The sequence below is a fragment of the Mycobacterium sp. NGS66 genome, assembly GCF_059812225.1.
In genome coordinates this window covers 21802-36964 of the sequence record NZ_JCALCG010000016.1, presented here as the reverse complement: position 1 = coordinate 36964, position 15163 = coordinate 21802, and the positions used below count along the sequence as shown (strand labels likewise).

General features: G+C 66.3%; 12 protein-coding genes. 5 read left to right on the top strand and 7 right to left on the bottom strand.

Annotation, left to right across the window (positions count from 1 at the left end; translation table 11 throughout):
• Window positions 1-170 precede the first annotated feature (170 nt).
• Both gltB and AC5Y2L_RS23970 read left to right on the top strand, forming a co-directional pair.
• Complete coding sequence (gltB, locus tag AC5Y2L_RS23975; RefSeq protein ID WP_499938350.1) at window positions 171-4763, top strand: glutamate synthase large subunit; 4593 nt, start codon at window positions 171-173, stop codon at window positions 4761-4763.
• On the top strand, window positions 4756-6231 hold the full coding sequence (locus tag AC5Y2L_RS23970) for a glutamate synthase subunit beta (protein ID WP_499938159.1): 1476 nt from the start codon (window positions 4756-4758) through the stop codon (window positions 6229-6231). Before gltB ends, AC5Y2L_RS23970 begins: the two co-directional genes overlap by 8 nt.
• 377 nt (window positions 6232-6608) lie before the next feature.
• Here AC5Y2L_RS23970 and AC5Y2L_RS23965 read toward each other — a convergent pair whose 3' ends face one another.
• The gene (locus tag AC5Y2L_RS23965; RefSeq protein WP_499938157.1) at window positions 6609-7457 is read right to left on the bottom strand and encodes an LLM class F420-dependent oxidoreductase; all 849 of its coding nucleotides are present in this window, start codon (window positions 7455-7457) and stop codon (window positions 6609-6611) included.
• Between the two features lie 352 nt (window positions 7458-7809).
• Here AC5Y2L_RS23965 and AC5Y2L_RS23960 point away from each other — a divergent pair, with 352 nt between their 5' ends.
• Both AC5Y2L_RS23960 and AC5Y2L_RS23955 read left to right on the top strand, forming a co-directional pair.
• A complete protein-coding gene (locus AC5Y2L_RS23960) occupies window positions 7810-8241 on the top strand; it encodes a hypothetical protein (protein ID WP_499938155.1) in 432 nt (143 codons plus the stop codon).
• Window positions 8229-9233, top strand: coding sequence for a PHP domain-containing protein (locus tag AC5Y2L_RS23955; RefSeq protein ID WP_499938154.1), 1005 nt, complete (start codon window positions 8229-8231; stop codon window positions 9231-9233). The genes AC5Y2L_RS23960 and AC5Y2L_RS23955 overlap by 13 nt, the downstream gene beginning before the upstream one ends.
• A 99-nt stretch (window positions 9234-9332) precedes the next feature.
• Here the strand turns inward: AC5Y2L_RS23955 and dinB are convergent, their stop codons facing one another.
• Both dinB and AC5Y2L_RS23945 read right to left on the bottom strand, forming a co-directional pair.
• Complete coding sequence (gene dinB / locus AC5Y2L_RS23950) at window positions 9333-10532, bottom strand: DNA polymerase IV (RefSeq protein ID WP_499938152.1); 1200 nt, start codon at window positions 10530-10532, stop codon at window positions 9333-9335.
• Window positions 10533-10562: 30 nt separating this feature from the next.
• Complete coding sequence (locus tag AC5Y2L_RS23945) at window positions 10563-11207, bottom strand: TetR/AcrR family transcriptional regulator (RefSeq protein WP_499938349.1); 645 nt, start codon at window positions 11205-11207, stop codon at window positions 10563-10565.
• Between the two features lie 83 nt (window positions 11208-11290).
• Between AC5Y2L_RS23945 and AC5Y2L_RS23940 the strand changes: the two genes are divergently transcribed.
• Complete coding sequence (locus tag AC5Y2L_RS23940; protein WP_499938150.1) at window positions 11291-12760, top strand: flavin-containing monooxygenase; 1470 nt, start codon at window positions 11291-11293, stop codon at window positions 12758-12760.
• A 91-nt stretch (window positions 12761-12851) separates the two neighbouring features.
• Here AC5Y2L_RS23940 and rraA read toward each other — a convergent pair whose 3' ends face one another.
• The 4 genes from rraA to AC5Y2L_RS23920 all read right to left on the bottom strand — a co-directional run bounded on the left by rraA (window position 12852) and on the right by AC5Y2L_RS23920 (window position 15076).
• A complete protein-coding gene (gene rraA, locus AC5Y2L_RS23935; protein ID WP_499938149.1) occupies window positions 12852-13340 on the bottom strand; it encodes a ribonuclease E activity regulator RraA in 489 nt (162 codons plus the stop codon).
• A 5-nt stretch (window positions 13341-13345) separates the two neighbouring features.
• Complete coding sequence (locus tag AC5Y2L_RS23930) at window positions 13346-13789, bottom strand: Rv3852 family protein (RefSeq protein WP_499938147.1); 444 nt, start codon at window positions 13787-13789, stop codon at window positions 13346-13348.
• 100 nt (window positions 13790-13889) lie between these two features.
• On the bottom strand, window positions 13890-14402 hold the full coding sequence (locus tag AC5Y2L_RS23925; RefSeq protein WP_499938145.1) for a copper resistance CopC family protein: 513 nt from the start codon (window positions 14400-14402) through the stop codon (window positions 13890-13892).
• 17 nt (window positions 14403-14419) lie between these two features.
• Window positions 14420-15076, bottom strand: coding sequence for a DUF6474 family protein (locus AC5Y2L_RS23920; RefSeq protein WP_499938143.1), 657 nt, complete (start codon window positions 15074-15076; stop codon window positions 14420-14422).
• Between the last annotated feature and the right edge of the window lie 87 nt (window positions 15077-15163).

Genomic DNA, 15163 nt, shown 5'->3' with positions numbered 1-15163 from the left:
GTTCAGCGCTGCACGGACGAATCCTCAAACCGGAGCATCTCCGCTTGACGGACAGCCTATCGACAAGACCGGAGTGGACTGGCCCGCAATCTTAGGGTGAGGCCTCTTCGGGAGCCGCCAATGGCTGTTAATAGAGTCGCGCAGCAAGTCTGGTGAAGGGGCAGGTGGGTATGGCGCCCAAGCGCTCGGGTTCTACCGGGCTATATAACCCCGCATTCGAACATGATTCGTGTGGGGTTGCGATGGTCGTGGACATGCACGGCCGGCGCAGCCGCGACATTGTGGACAAGGCGATCACCGCCCTGCTCAACCTGGAACATCGCGGTGCGCAGGGCGCCGAGCCGCGCAGTGGTGACGGCGCCGGCATCCTGATCCAGGTCCCGGACGCATTCCTGCGGGATGTCGTCGACTTCGAGCTGCCCGAACCGGGCAGCTACGCCACCGGGATCGCGTTCTTACCGCAGTCGTCCAAGGACGCCGCGGCCGCCTGCGCCGCCGTGGAGAAGATCGCCGAAGCTGAGGGCCTGCGGGTGCTGGGCTGGCGCAACGTTCCCACTGACGACTCGTCGCTGGGGGCATTGTCCCGTGACGCGATGCCGACTTTCCGGCAGGTGTTCATCGAGGGCGCCTCCGGCATGGCCCTAGAGCGGCGCTGCTACGTCGTCCGCAAGCGGGCCGAGCACGAACTGGGCACCAAGGGTCCGGGCCAGGATGGTCCGGGCCGCGAGACCGTGTATTTCCCGAGCCTGTCCGGCCAGACGCTGGTCTACAAGGGCATGCTGACCACCCCGCAGCTCAAGGCGTTCTACCTGGACCTGCAGGACGACCGGCTGACCAGCGCGCTGGGCATTGTGCACTCGCGCTTCTCCACCAACACCTTCCCGTCCTGGCCGCTGGCGCATCCGTTCCGGCGCATCGCCCACAACGGCGAGATCAACACCGTCACCGGCAACGAGAACTGGATGCGCGCCCGCGAGGCGTTGATCAAGACCGACATCTTCGGCTCTGAAGACGACGTGGAGAAACTGTTTCCGATCTGCACGCCGGGGGCCTCCGACACCCAGCGCTTCGACGAGGTGCTCGAGCTGCTGCACCTGGGCGGACGCAGCCTCGCGCACGCGGTGTTGATGATGATCCCCGAGGCGTGGGAGCGCCACGAGTCGATGGACCCGGCGCGCCGGGCGTTTTACCAGTACCACGCCTCGTTGATGGAGCCGTGGGACGGCCCGGCGTCGATGACGTTCACCGACGGCACCGTCGTGGGCGCGGTGCTCGACCGCAACGGCCTTCGGCCGTCACGGATCTGGGTCACCAAGGACGGCCTGGTGGTGATGGCCTCCGAGGCCGGCGTGCTGGACCTGGACCCGTCCACCGTGGTCAAGCGGATGCGGTTGCAGCCCGGCCGAATGTTCCTGGTGGACACCACCCAGGGCCGCATCGTGTCCGACGAGGAGATCAAGGCGCAGCTGGCCGCCGAGCACCCCTACCAGGAGTGGCTCGACAAAAACCTGATTCCGATGGAGAAGTTGCCTGCGGGCAAATACGTGCGGATGCCGCACGAGCGACTTGTCATGCGGCAGTTGACATTCGGCTACACCTACGAGGAGCTCAACCTGCTGGTGGCGCCGATGGTGCGCACCGGCGCCGAGCCGATCGGCTCGATGGGCACCGACACCCCGGTCGCGGTGCTCTCGCAGCGGCCCCGAATGCTCTACGACTACTTCCACCAATTGTTCGCTCAGGTGACCAACCCGCCACTGGACGCCATCCGGGAGGAGGTGGTGACCAGCCTGCAGGGCACCACCGGCGGGGAGCGCGATCTGCTCACTCCGACCGAGAACTCATGTCACCAGATCGTGTTGTCACAACCGATTCTGCGCAACTACGAGTTGGCCAAGCTGATCGGCCTCAACCCCGACGACGAAGTCAACGGGCGCCCGCATGGCATGCGGTCCAAGGTGATTCGGTGTCTCTACCCGGTCGCCGAAGGCGGGGCCGGGCTGGCCGCCGCGATGGACGAGGTGCGAGCGCAGGCATCCGCCGCTATCGCCGACGGCGCTCGGCTGATCATCTTGTCCGACCGCGACTCCGACGAGCGGATGGCCCCGATACCGTCACTGCTGGCCGTCGCGGGGGTGCACCACCATCTGGTGCGCGACCGCACCCGGACCCACGTGGGCTTGGTGGTGGAAACCGGTGACGCCCGCGAGGTGCACCACATGGCGATGCTGCTCGGCTGCGGGGCCGCGGCCGTCAACCCGTACTTGGCCTTCGAGTCCATCGAGGACATGCTCGATCGCGGGGTGATCGACAGCATCGACCGCAAGACGGCGCTCAACCACTACATCAAGGCCGCCGGCAAGGGCGTGCTCAAAGTGATGTCCAAGATGGGCATTTCGACGCTGGCGTCGTACACCGGCGCGCAGCTGTTCCAGGCGGTGGGCATCTCTCAGGAGCTGCTCGACGAGTACTTCACCGGCCTGGTCTGCCCGACGGGCGGCATTACCCTCGATGACATTGCCGCCGACGTCGCGGCCCGGCACCGGCTGGCCTACCTGGACCGTCCGGACGAACGTGCGCACCGCGAACTCGAGGTGGGCGGGGAATACCAGTGGCGCCGTGAGGGTGAATACCACTTGTTCAACCCGGAGACGGTGTTCAAACTGCAGCATTCCACCCGCACGGGTCAGTACAAGATCTTCAAGGAGTACACCCGTCTGGTCGACGACCAGAGCGAAAAGATGGCGTCGCTGCGCGGTTTGCTGAAATTCCGTCCGGGAGTGCGTCCCCCGGTTCCGCTGGAAGAGGTCGAGCCTGCCAGCGAAATCGTCAAGCGCTTCTCGACGGGCGCGATGAGCTACGGCTCCATCTCGGCAGAGGCGCACGAGACCCTGGCCATCGCCATGAACCGGCTGGGTGGGCGGTCGAACAGCGGCGAAGGTGGCGAGGACGTCAAGCGTTTCGAGCAGGATCCCAACGGCGACTGGCGGCGCAGCGCGGTCAAGCAGGTCGCCTCGGCCCGCTTCGGCGTCACCTCGCACTATCTGACCAACTGCACCGACATCCAGATCAAGATGGCCCAGGGCGCGAAACCCGGTGAGGGCGGCCAGCTTCCGGGACACAAGGTGTACCCGTGGGTCGCAAAGGTCCGGCACTCGACGCCCGGCGTGGGGCTGATCTCGCCGCCGCCGCACCACGACATCTATTCCATCGAGGATCTGGCGCAGCTGATTCACGACTTGAAGAACGCCAACCCGTCCGCGCGGGTGCACGTGAAGCTGGTGTCGGAGAACGGGGTTGGCACGGTCGCGGCCGGTGTTTCCAAGGCGCACGCCGACGTGGTGCTCATTTCGGGGCATGACGGCGGCACCGGCGCAACCCCGCTGACATCGATGAAGCACGCCGGTGCGCCATGGGAATTGGGGTTGGCCGAGACGCAACAGACCCTGCTGCTCAACGGGTTACGCGACCGCATCGTGGTCCAGGTGGACGGTCAGCTCAAGACGGGTCGCGACGTGATGATCGCGACGCTGCTGGGTGCCGAGGAATTCGGTTTCGCCACTGCGCCTTTGGTGGTGGCGGGCTGCATCATGATGCGGGTCTGCCACCTGGACACCTGTCCCGTCGGCGTGGCGACGCAGAACCCGGTGCTGCGGGAGCGGTTCACCGGCAAGCCGGAGTTCGTGGAGAACTTCTTCATGTTCATCGCCGAAGAGGTGCGGGAATACCTGGCCCAGTTGGGTTTCCGCACCATCAACGAGGCCGTCGGGCAAGCCGGGGCGCTGGACACCACGCTGGCGCGCGCGCATTGGAAGGCACACCGGCTGGATCTGACGCCGGTGCTGCACGAGCCGGAGTCGGCATTCATGAACCAGGACCTGTACTGCAGCTCGCGTCAGGACCATGGCCTGGACAAGGCACTCGACCAGCAACTGATCGTGATGAGCAGGGAGGCGCTGGATTCCGGGAAACCGGTCCGGTTCTCCACCACCATCGGCAACGTCAACCGCACGGTGGGCACCATGCTCGGGCATGAGGTGACGAAAGCCTATGGCGGCCAAGGCTTGCCGGACGGGACCATCGACATCACCTTCGACGGCTCGGCGGGCAACAGCTTCGGAGCCTTTGTGCCCAAGGGGATTACCCTGCGGATTTACGGCGACGCCAACGACTACGTCGGCAAGGGGCTGTCCGGTGGCCGGATTGTGGTGCGGCCGTCGGACAATGCACCGCAGGATTACGTCGCCGAAGACAACATCATCGGCGGCAACGTGATTCTGTTCGGTGCCACCAGCGGCGAGGTCTTCCTGCGCGGTGTGGTCGGTGAACGGTTCGCGGTCCGCAACTCCGGTGCACATGCCGTCGTGGAGGGTGTCGGCGATCACGGTTGCGAATACATGACCGGCGGCAAGGTCGTCATTCTCGGCCGTACCGGTCGCAATTTCGCCGCCGGCATGTCCGGGGGCGTGGCCTATGTATACGACCCCGACGGGCAGCTGCCGTCGCACCTCAACGCCGAGATGGTCGAACTCGAGACGCTCGACGACGACGACGTGGAGTACCTGCACGGCACCATCCAGGCGCACGTCGACGCCACCGATTCCGCTGTGGGCCAGCGGATCCTGGCCAACTGGCGCCGACAGCAGCGGCATTTCGTCAAGGTGATGCCGCGGGACTACAAGCGGGTGCTGCAGGCGATCGCGGAAGCCGAACGCGATGGCGTAGACGTCGACAAGGCGATCATGGCGGCCGCGCATGGCTGATCCGAGCGGCTTCCTGAAATACACACATCGGGAATTGCCGAAGCGCCGGCCTGTCCCGCTGCGACTGCGCGACTGGAACGAGGTCTACGAGGAATTCGACCTCGAGAAGTTGCGGCATCAGGCGACCCGATGCATGGACTGCGGTATTCCGTTCTGCCACAACGGGTGTCCGCTGGGCAACCTGATCCCGGAATGGAACGACCTGGTGCGCAGGAACCGGTTCCGCGACGCGATCGAACGGCTGCACGCCACCAACAATTTCCCCGACTTCACCGGTCGGCTGTGCCCGGCGCCGTGCGAGCCCGCGTGCGTGCTGGGAATCAACCAGGATCCGGTGACCATCAAGCAGATCGAGCTGGAGATCATCGACAAGGCCTTCGAGGAAGGCTGGGTCAAGCCGCTGCCGCCGAGCAAGCTGACCGGAAAGACGGTGGCCGTAGTCGGTTCGGGTCCGGCGGGGTTGGCCGCCGCGCAGCAACTCACTCGTGCCGGCCACAGCGTCACCGTCTTCGAGCGGGCCGACCGCATCGGCGGGCTGCTGCGCTACGGCATACCGGAATTCAAGATGGAAAAGCGCGTTCTAGACCGGCGGCTGGACCAGATGCGCGCGGAGGGTACGGAATTCCGGGCCGGGGTCAACGTCGGCGTCGACATCAGCGCCGAGCAGCTGCGCGCCGATTTCGACGCGGTCGTGCTGGCCGGCGGCGCCACCGACTGGCGCGAGCTGCCCATCCCCGGCCGCGACCTCGACGGCATCCATCAGGCGATGGAGTACCTGCCGTGGGGTAACCGCCAAGCGCTGGGCGAGCTGGACGAGGCCGACCGGGACGAGGACGGCCAGCCGCCGATCACGGCCAAAGGCAAGAAGGTCGTCATCATCGGCGGCGGCGACACCGGCGCCGACTGCCTGGGCACCGTGCACCGGCAGGGTGCGGTCGCCGTGCACCAGTTCGAGATCATGCCGCGCCCGCCGGACTCGCGTGCCTCGTCGACGCCGTGGCCGACCTACCCGCTGATGTATCGCATATCGGCGGCGCATGAGGAAGGCGGCGAGCGGCTGTTCTCGGTCAACACCGAGGAGTTCGTCGGAGAGGACGGTCACGTTTCGGCGCTCAAGGTGCACGAGGTGGCCATGCAGGACGGCAAGTTCGTCAAGGTCGAAGGCACCGACTTCGAGATCGAGGCGGATCTGGTTTTGCTGGCGATGGGATTCGTCGGTCCGGAGAAGGCCGGCCTGCTGACCGACCTCGGGGTGCAGCTGACCGAGCGCGGCAACGTGGCCCGGGACGCCGATTTCGAGACGTCGGTGCCGGGTGTTTTCGTTGCCGGGGACATGGGTCGCGGCCAGTCATTGATCGTTTGGGCGATAGCTGAGGGCAGGGCCGCCGCGGCGGCTGTGGACCGGCATCTGATGGGTGCGACGGCGCTGCCTGCCCCGATCAAGCCGACCGCAGCGCCGCTTCAGTAGTCCCAGCTGTCACACCAGAAACAGGTTGATATTGCTCGGCGCGTCGCCTCCTGTTTGCCAGAGCGCGGGTGTCTAATAGCCCGGTGTGGGCTGCGTCACACAAAGGCGCATGCGACCCGATCGCAGGAGTGATAACTGTGCATATCAAGCCATTACCTCAGTCACGGATGGGGCGAATTGCCTGGTCATGGTTTCGCCATCCGGTCAAGAGTCGCGAATTTCCGGCCAAACGCGAGCGGCTGGTAACAGCTGAGGATCTGGTGGTCTTCGGCGCGTGACGGCCTCCCCGTCTAGCTTCGCCGAAACTGTAATCCTGCAGGATAAGTGCGAGTAGAGGCCTGCAAAATTACAGGCTCGGCGCTGCGCACCCTCGCGAGCTAGCCCCACAGCCCTGACTCCCGGATCGCCTCGGCCAGTGGCTCTAAGACGGCGGGGTCGTGCGGCGGGACGATGTAGACGATCCCCAGCTGCAGGCCTTCGTCGGCCAGCCCGGCCGCATCCTCGATGACCTGCCGGTAGTTGCGGTTCTGGTCCAGGCGTAGGTGCGCCGACAAGGTGATCTCATTCGGGTCGCGCCCGATGTCTGCGCAGTGCGCTGCCAGCACGTCGCGCTTGCGCGCGAACAAATCCGGCGGACCGCCGACGAAGTTCCAGTGCTGGGCGTAGCGCGCGGTTATCCGCAAGGTGCGCTTTTCGCCGCTGCCGCCGATGCAAATCGGCGGGTGTGGACGCTGCGGTCCCTTCGGTTCGTTGCGGGCTCCCTTGAGCTGGTAGTACTTGCCGTCGAAGTCGGTGGTCTCCTGGCTGAGCAGGCTGGTGAGGACCTCGCATGCCTCCTCGAACCGGTCGAAACGCTCCTTCATGCTGCCGAGCTCGATGCCGTAGGCCCCGGACTCCTCCTCGTTCCAGCCGGCGCCGATACCCAGCTCGAGTCGCCCGTTGGAGATGATGTCGAGCGCAGCGGCCATATTGGCCAGCACCGCCGGATGCCGATAGTGGATGCCGGTGACCAAGGTCCCGAGCCTTAGCCGTTTGGTGGCCTGCGCCAGCGCGGTCAGCGTCGTCCAGCCTTCCAGACAGGGCCCGCTGCTGTTGCCGAAGATGGGGTAGAAGTGGTCGAAGGTCCATCCCGAGTCGTAGACGTCGATGTCGTCGGCGGCCTGCCAAACGGCCAGCATGTCAGCCCAGGTGGTTTCTTGCGGTGAGGTTTTGAACGCGAATCGCATGCCCTCGACGCTAGTCGCGCTTTCTGGACCGCACCGTTCCCGATGGTGGCGACCCGCCAGCGCCCGGCTCCGCCGCGCTCGCGATCGCCACAGTCCCGATGGTGGCGACCCGCTTCGCCCGGCTCCGCCGCGCTCGCGATCGCCACAGTCCCGATGGTGGCGACCCGCTTCGCCCGGCTCCGCCGCGCTCGCGATCGCCACAGTCCCGATGGTGGCGACCCGTCCCCCAGCTTCGCGGGGGTGCCCCCAGCGCCCGGCTCCGCCGCGCTCGCGATCGCCACAGTCCCGATGGTGGCGACCCGCTTCGCCCGGCTCCGCCGCGCTCGCGATCGCCACTAAGCTGGGCGGGACGATGACACTCGGTATCGACACCAAGATCACGCTGTTGGCCGCCGGGCTGATCTTTTTGTTGGCGCTGGCCCTCGGCGTATGGAAGTACCGGCAGGTCATGGTCAGTCCGGACCACCGGGCGCATGTCTATGTCGACATCGCGCACCGGGCCGCGTTGCTGTATGCGTTCGCGACGGGCTTGATCGCGGTCTTCGTGGAGCTCAGCGCCTGGCCGGCATGGGTGAACCTGATCGCGGCGCTGGTCCTGGTGTTCTTTTTCGTCGCCGCCGTCGCGGCCTACATTTGGCACGGCGCTCGGCGCCACACCGAGAATCAATTCGAAAACCCAGCCGTCGGAACGAAACTCGCGATGGCGTTTCTCATCGTCGGCGAAATCGGCGGATTCGCAGTCATCTTCGCCGGCTTCATCGTTGGGCAGCTATGGACCCGGTAACCGCGTTACGGCAGATCGCCTACTACAAGGACCGTGACCGCCAAGACCCGCGACGGGTGATGGCGTACCGGAATGCCGCCGACATCATCGAGCAACTCGACGACGCGGCGCGCGAACGGCACGGCCAGGCCAATAGCTGGCAGACGATTCCGGGCATCGGGCCCAAAACCGCGAAGGTCATCGCACAGGCCTGGGCCGGCCGCGAGCCCGACCAGTTGGTCGAATTGCGCGCTGCCGCAAAGGATCTCGGTGGAGGAGAGATACGGGCCGCACTGCGCGGCGATCTGCACCTGCACTCGAACTGGTCGGACGGCTCGGCGCCGATCGACGAGATGATGGCCACCGCCGCGGCACTCGGCCACGAGTACTGCGCGCTGACCGACCACTCGCCGCGCCTGACCATCGCCAACGGTCTGTCGCCGGAGCGGCTGCGCAAGCAGCTCGACGTGATCGACGGACTGCGCGAGCAGTTCGCGCCGCTGCGCATACTCACCGGCATCGAGGTCGACATTCTGGAGGACGGCAGCCTGGACCAAGAGCCCGAGTTGCTGGAACGCCTCGACATCGTGGTGGCCAGCGTCCACTCGAAGCTGTCGATGGAGTCGGCCGCGATGACCCGCCGGATGATCACCGCGGTGTCCAACCCCCATGCCGATGTGCTGGGCCATTGCACGGGCCGACTGGTCTCCGGCAACCGCGGCATCCGGCCCGAGTCAAAGTTCGACGCTGAGGCAGTGTTCACCGCCTGCCGAGACCATGGCACCGCCGTCGAGATCAACTCCCGTCCCGAGCGCCGCGACCCGCCGAGCCGGCTGCTGAATCTCGCGCGTGACATCGGCTGCGTGTTCAGCATCGACACCGATGCGCACGCGCCCGGCCAGCTGGATTTCCTCGGCTACGGCGCACAGCGGGCGATGGATGCCGATGTGCCTGTGGACCGCATCGTCAACACCTGGCCGGCCGAGCAGCTACTTCAATGGACAAGCAGCTAGTCACGCCAGTCGGCAACTTGATATCACTCGCGCTATCGAATTGAAGACCGCAACATGACCAGCTTCTCCGGTACCTGAGTGGCAGGTGTGACGCCGAATTCAGTCCGGAAGGTGGGGCATTTCCAGCCCGGGATCGCGGCCCACCAGCACCCCGCGAGTGAGCGCGGACTTCCCGAAGCGCCGACGAATCTGGTCGACGGCCGCATCCACCGCATGCGACTCCCCGTCGAATGGCAGCATCAACTGCTGCGCGCCGCTGCGGTCGATGCCGGATACCGCGAATCCGACCAGCGTCAATCCCTTGTCCGCCGTAATGGGTGCCGCCGACGCGACCAGCTGCCGCGCCGCGGCCAGGATGGTTTGGGTCGAGGAAGTCGCCCACGGCAAGGTGCGGGACCGCGTCGCCCGGCTGAAATCGTCGAAACGCAGCCGCAGCGTCACCGTCCGCCCGGTGCGTGCGGCGGCGCGCATGCGGCCGGTGATGTGGTCGATCAGGGTGATGACGACCGCGTCGAGCTCAGCGGGCGACATTCGGTTGCCGGCTCGCCCGAGCGCTCGCTGGGCTCCCACCGAACGCCGTCGCACACCGGGGGTCACCCGGCGGCGGTCGATGTTGCGGGACAGCGCGAATAGTTGTCGGCCCATGGCGCCACCCACCAGTGCAGCCAGCGTCGACTCGGACAACTCGGCAACCTGAGCGACGGTCGTGATGCCGTGCGCATGCAGCTTGTCAGCCGTCACCGCGCCGACCCCCCACAACCGGCGAACCGGCAGCGGGTGCAGGAAGGCCAGCTCCCGGTCGGGCGGCACCAGCAGCAAGCCGTCTGGCTTGGCCTCCTGGCTGGCGACTTTCGCCAAGAACTTGGTCCGGGCGATCCCCACGGTGATCGGCAGGCCGACCTGGTCGCGCACGTCGGCGCGCAATCGTGCCGCGATCTCGACCGGGGTGCCCGACACCCGGCGCAGGCCGCCGACGTCGAGGAACGCCTCGTCCACCGAGAGGGCTTCCACCAGCGGAGTGGTGTTGCGGAACACCTCGAATACGGCGTCGCTGGCCTGCGAGTAGGCGCTCATCCGCGGCGGCACCACGACGGCGTCCGGGCAGAGGCGTCGGGCCTGCGCCCCGCCCATTGCGGTACGCACGCCGTAGGCCTTGGCCTCGTAACTGGCCGCCAGCACCACCCCGCCGCCGACGATCACCGGACGGCCGCGCAAAGTCCGGTCGTCGCGCTGTTCGACGGACGCGTAGAACGAGTCCAGGTCCGCGTGCAGGATGGACGCGTCACACCGCACGAACATATGTTCGCATGGGCGGCCGACAGCGTCGGCTCAGCCTGCCTTGCCGTAGATGCTGCTGACCCAGACGTGGACCAATGTGTCCAGCACCCGCTCTTCCGGGATGGAAGGTTGTTCGGCGACGAAGGATGCGAACAACGTCCGCTCGTTCATCAGGTTGAGCGCGGTGGCCAGTTCCAGGGCGGGCAAGGTGGTCGGGGCGGCGCCGCGGTTGCGTTCCGCCTCGATGCCCGCGGCGGAAAAGGCGATCCATTTCTGCATGAACGCCGACCAGAGGCCGCGCAGCTCAGCGCTGGTGTCCCGGGCGGCCATGCTGGCTCGGGTCACCGCCTTGTGCGATCCGAACGTCTCGAAGAACACGTTGATGCCGGTGCGCCACATGTTGTCGCGATCCCCGGCGCTGTTCTCGGCAAGGGCTTGCAACGCGGAGTCAGCCTCGTTGACCACCCGGTCCAGCAGCGTCAGCAGCACCGCTTCCTTCGACGGGAAATAGAAGTAGAACGTCGGGCGTGAGATGCCGGCGCCTTTGGCGAGGTCATCGACGGAGATGTCGGTCAGCGTCCGGTCCTCGAGCAGCCTTTCGGCGGTGGCGAGAATAGCCAGTTCGCGGTCGTCGCCGGACGGGCGTGCGGTGCGCCGACCCCGAGAGGTCTGGCTGGCACCAGCGGCGGTCGACACGGTCACGACGGGCAGCTTACCCCGTGTCGAGAATTTCGACACCCCGTTGACGCATTCGACAGGCCGTTGATAACGTGCCGTTCATGACTGAGCACCTTGACGTCGTCATCGTGGGAGCCGGTATCTCCGGAGTGAGCGCGGCCTGGCACCTGCAGGACCGCTGCCCGACCAAGAGCTACGCCATCCTGGAAAAGCGGGCAGCGATGGGCGGCACCTGGGATCTGTTCCGCTACCCGGGCATCCGGTCCGACTCCGACATGTACACGCTCGGGTTCCGCTTCCGCCCATGGACCGAGCGCCAAGCCATTGCCGACGGCAAGCCGATCCTCGAGTACGTCAAAAGCACCGCGGAGATGTACGGCATCGACAAGCACATCCGGCTCAACCAGAAGGTCATCGGCGCCGACTGGTCCACCGCGGACAACCGCTGGACCCTGCACATCGAGAGCAACGGCACGAAAACCACGCTGTCTTGCTCGTTCCTGTTTCTCTGCAGCGGCTACTACAACTACGAGCAGGGCTATGCCCCGAAGTTCCCCGGCGAGGAGGATTTCACCGGCCCGATCATCCACCCGCAGCTGTGGCCGGAAGACCTCGACTACGCCGACAAGAACATCGTCGTGATCGGCAGCGGCGCCACCGCCGTCACTCTCGTTCCGGCACTGGCGAATTCGGGCGCCAAGCGCGTCACCATGCTGCAGCGCTCGCCGACGTACATCGTGTCGCAACCTGAACGAGACAAGATCGCCGAACGGCTCAACCGCTGGCTGCCTGAGAACGTCGCTTACTTCGCGACCCGCTGGAAGAACGTCGTGCGGCAGGTCGCGCTATATCAGGCGTGCCGCAAGTGGCCGCAGCGGATGCGAAACATACTGCTGGGATTCGCGCAGCGTCAACTGCCGGAGGGCTACGACGTCGAGAAGCACTTTGGCCCGAACTACAACCCGTGGGACCAGCGGCTGTGCCTGGTGCCCAACGGCGACCTATTCCGCGCCATCCGGCACGACCAGGTCGACGTGGTCACCGACACCATCGAGCGGTTCACTCCCACCGGCATCCGGCTCAACTCCGGCCGTGAACTTGCGGCCGACATCATCATCACCGCAACCGGATTGAACTTGCAGCTCTTCGGCGGGGCAACGGTCACCGTCGACGGACAGCCGGTCGACCTCACCAAGACGATGGCGTACAAGGGCATGATGCTGTCGGGTCTGCCCAACATGGCCTACACGGTCGGCTACACCAATGCGTCGTGGACGCTCAAAGCCGACCTGGTGTCGGAGTTCGTCTGCCGCCTGCTGAATTACATGGACGCCAACGGCTTTGACACCGTCGAGGTCGAGCATCCCGGCTCCGACGTCGATGAGCGACCATTCATGGAGTTCACCCCGGGCTATGTGCTGCGCTCACTCGACGAGCTGCCCAAGCAGGGTTCGCGGACCCCGTGGCGGTTGAATCAGAACTATCTGCGCGACATCTGGCTGATCCGGCGCGGCAAGGTCGACGACGAGGGCTTGCGATTCGCCAAGAAGCGGGCCAGGCTCGCCGCCTGACCTTCCCGCTCGTCGTCCACCGAGCGTGCAATCAGGGCGATAAAACCGCCAAATCCTCGCCCTCAGAACACGTTCGACGGCGCTTAGCAGGTCAAAGCTGATCGCCTGCGACAACGACGATGCCGTCGTCGTCGCTGTAGGCGACATCGCCCGGCACGAATGTCACTCCGCCCAAGCTGATTTCGACATCACGCTGTCCGGCGCCGGTCTTGGTGCTCTTCCGCGGATTGGTGCCCAGCGCCTTGATGCCGATGTCGATCTTGCCGAGTGCGGCAGCGTCCCGCACCGCGCCGTGAACTATCAGGCCGGACCACCCGTTGGCGCGGGCCAATTCGGCGATGACGTCTCCGACGAGCGCGGTGTGCAGGGAGCCGGCTCCGTCGATCACCAGCACCCGGCCCGTACCAGGCTGGGAGAGCACGGATTTCAGCAACGCATTGTCCTGGAAGCAGCGCACGGTGCTGATCGGGCCGGCGAATTCGGTGCGTCCGCCGAACTGCCGGAACTGCACGTCGCAGCTGCGCACCTCGGGCCCGATATCGTCGACAAGGTCGGCGGTAGGCCGGAAGGACACCTTCACTGGGGTCAGTGGCGCCGCAGCTGCCGGATCAGCAGGATGGCGAGCAGGCTCAATGCCAAGGCCACCACCACCGGAAGCGGAGAACTGCCAGAGGACGGCACAGCGGGTGCGCTGCTGACCGGCTTGGCGTCTTCTACAGTTGACTTCGCCTGTGCCGCAGCATCTTTCGCAGCGGCGGTCAGGTCTCCGTTGGTCTCGATGCGTTGCTGCGGGTTGAGCGGAGGCTCGGGTGGCATCGGTGGCTCGGCCGGTTTCGGCGTCGGGTCTGCTGCTTTGGCGGGCGCTTTCTTGGCCGGCATCTTTTTCGCCGGCGCTTTCTTGGCGGGCGCTTTCTTGGCGGGCGCCTTCTTCGCGGGGGCTTTCTTGGCGGGTTTCGCGGGCGGCTTGCTGGCTGGGGGCGTCGATTCGCCTTCAGGTTCCGAGTTGGGTTGATCCTGCGGGTCTGCCATGCGGCCGCTCCTTTACAGCTTTCTCACATCTTCGTACTGCGCACCGGATTCATCGGGTCCCATCATGCCAGGAGCAGGTGTTCGCCCGTCCCGGGGCCGCTCAGCGCCTGCGCCGCACCTCCCATAGCGCCGCGGCGCCGACGGCTGCCACCGTTATGGCGACAAACGGCCAGATCGGCACGTCGGCCCCGGTGCCGGCCGGGGCAGCCGTCGGCCCCGGCGCACCGGAGCCGGCCACCGCCAGCCGAAATCCCCACGACCCGGACACCGGGTGCCCGTCGGCGGAGGTCACCCGATAGTTCACCGTGTAGCTGCCGGCCGGTCCGAGCGGCCGCACGTTGACGCTGACGACCGGCCCCTGCACGGTGGCTTCACCGGACGACCACACGTTGGAGTCAGGTCCGACGACCGTCATCGCGGCGAAGGTGGTTTGCAACGGTTGGTTGAACGTCGCGCTCACCCGCTCCGGGCCGACCGTGAGCACCGCGCCGTCGGCGGGCTCACTGGACACCCGCGCGGCGTGGGCGGACGCGACGTGCGCGGTCGTTATGGCCACCAAGGACATGGTCGCCAGGATCAGCGCGAGCCGCACGAGGGCTCGGACGCGGCTCATGCCCGCCCCCGACATGTTCAGCCCAGCCCGAGCCGGGCCATCAGGTCGGCTTCGATGCCGTCGAGTTGCCTTGCGATTGCGGAGTGGGCGGCTCGGCGCCGCGCGGCCGGCATGTGCTCGGCGGCGGTGATGGCCGCCGACAGGTCGGTGAGCCGTTCGCTGATCGCAGCCGCGAACTGCTTGGTCTCGGCGTCGTTGGGCTTTTTCTCCTGCACCAGCCGCAACGATTGTTCCGACCCGGCGATGCGGGCCGACAGCCGTGCGCCGTGTCCGGAGAACTGGCCGATCTGAGCCAACGGAATCCCGAGTTGGTTCGCGCGACGCTGGTCGATCAGCGCCCGGGCGGCCATGGCGGCGCGATAGATCACCGGGGCGAGGATCGGCGCGAGCAGCCGAGACACCGTCAGCACCCGCCGGATCCGGGTCGGTGAGAGCAACTTGCCTTCGCGTGCGGTCTTGAGTTGGGCCTCTGCGACCTTCAGTGCTGCCTTGTCGCTCTCCTGCAACGCCCTGATCTGCGCCCGCAGAGCCTTTTCTTCGGCACGCCGTTCGGCCTTGATGCGACGTCTCTCGTTCTTGGCAGCCAGCTTCGCCTCGAGCTTGGCGCGGGCCTTGATCGCGCGGGCTTCGGCGCGCCGGGTCGCACGGCTCTTTCGCTTGCGGAACAGGCCCATTCCCGGACGCCTCCCGGTATCTCGTGGACTATCGCGGTGCGGGTACGCGATCGCTGTGCCAACCCTAAACGCAGCAGGCTGGGCAGG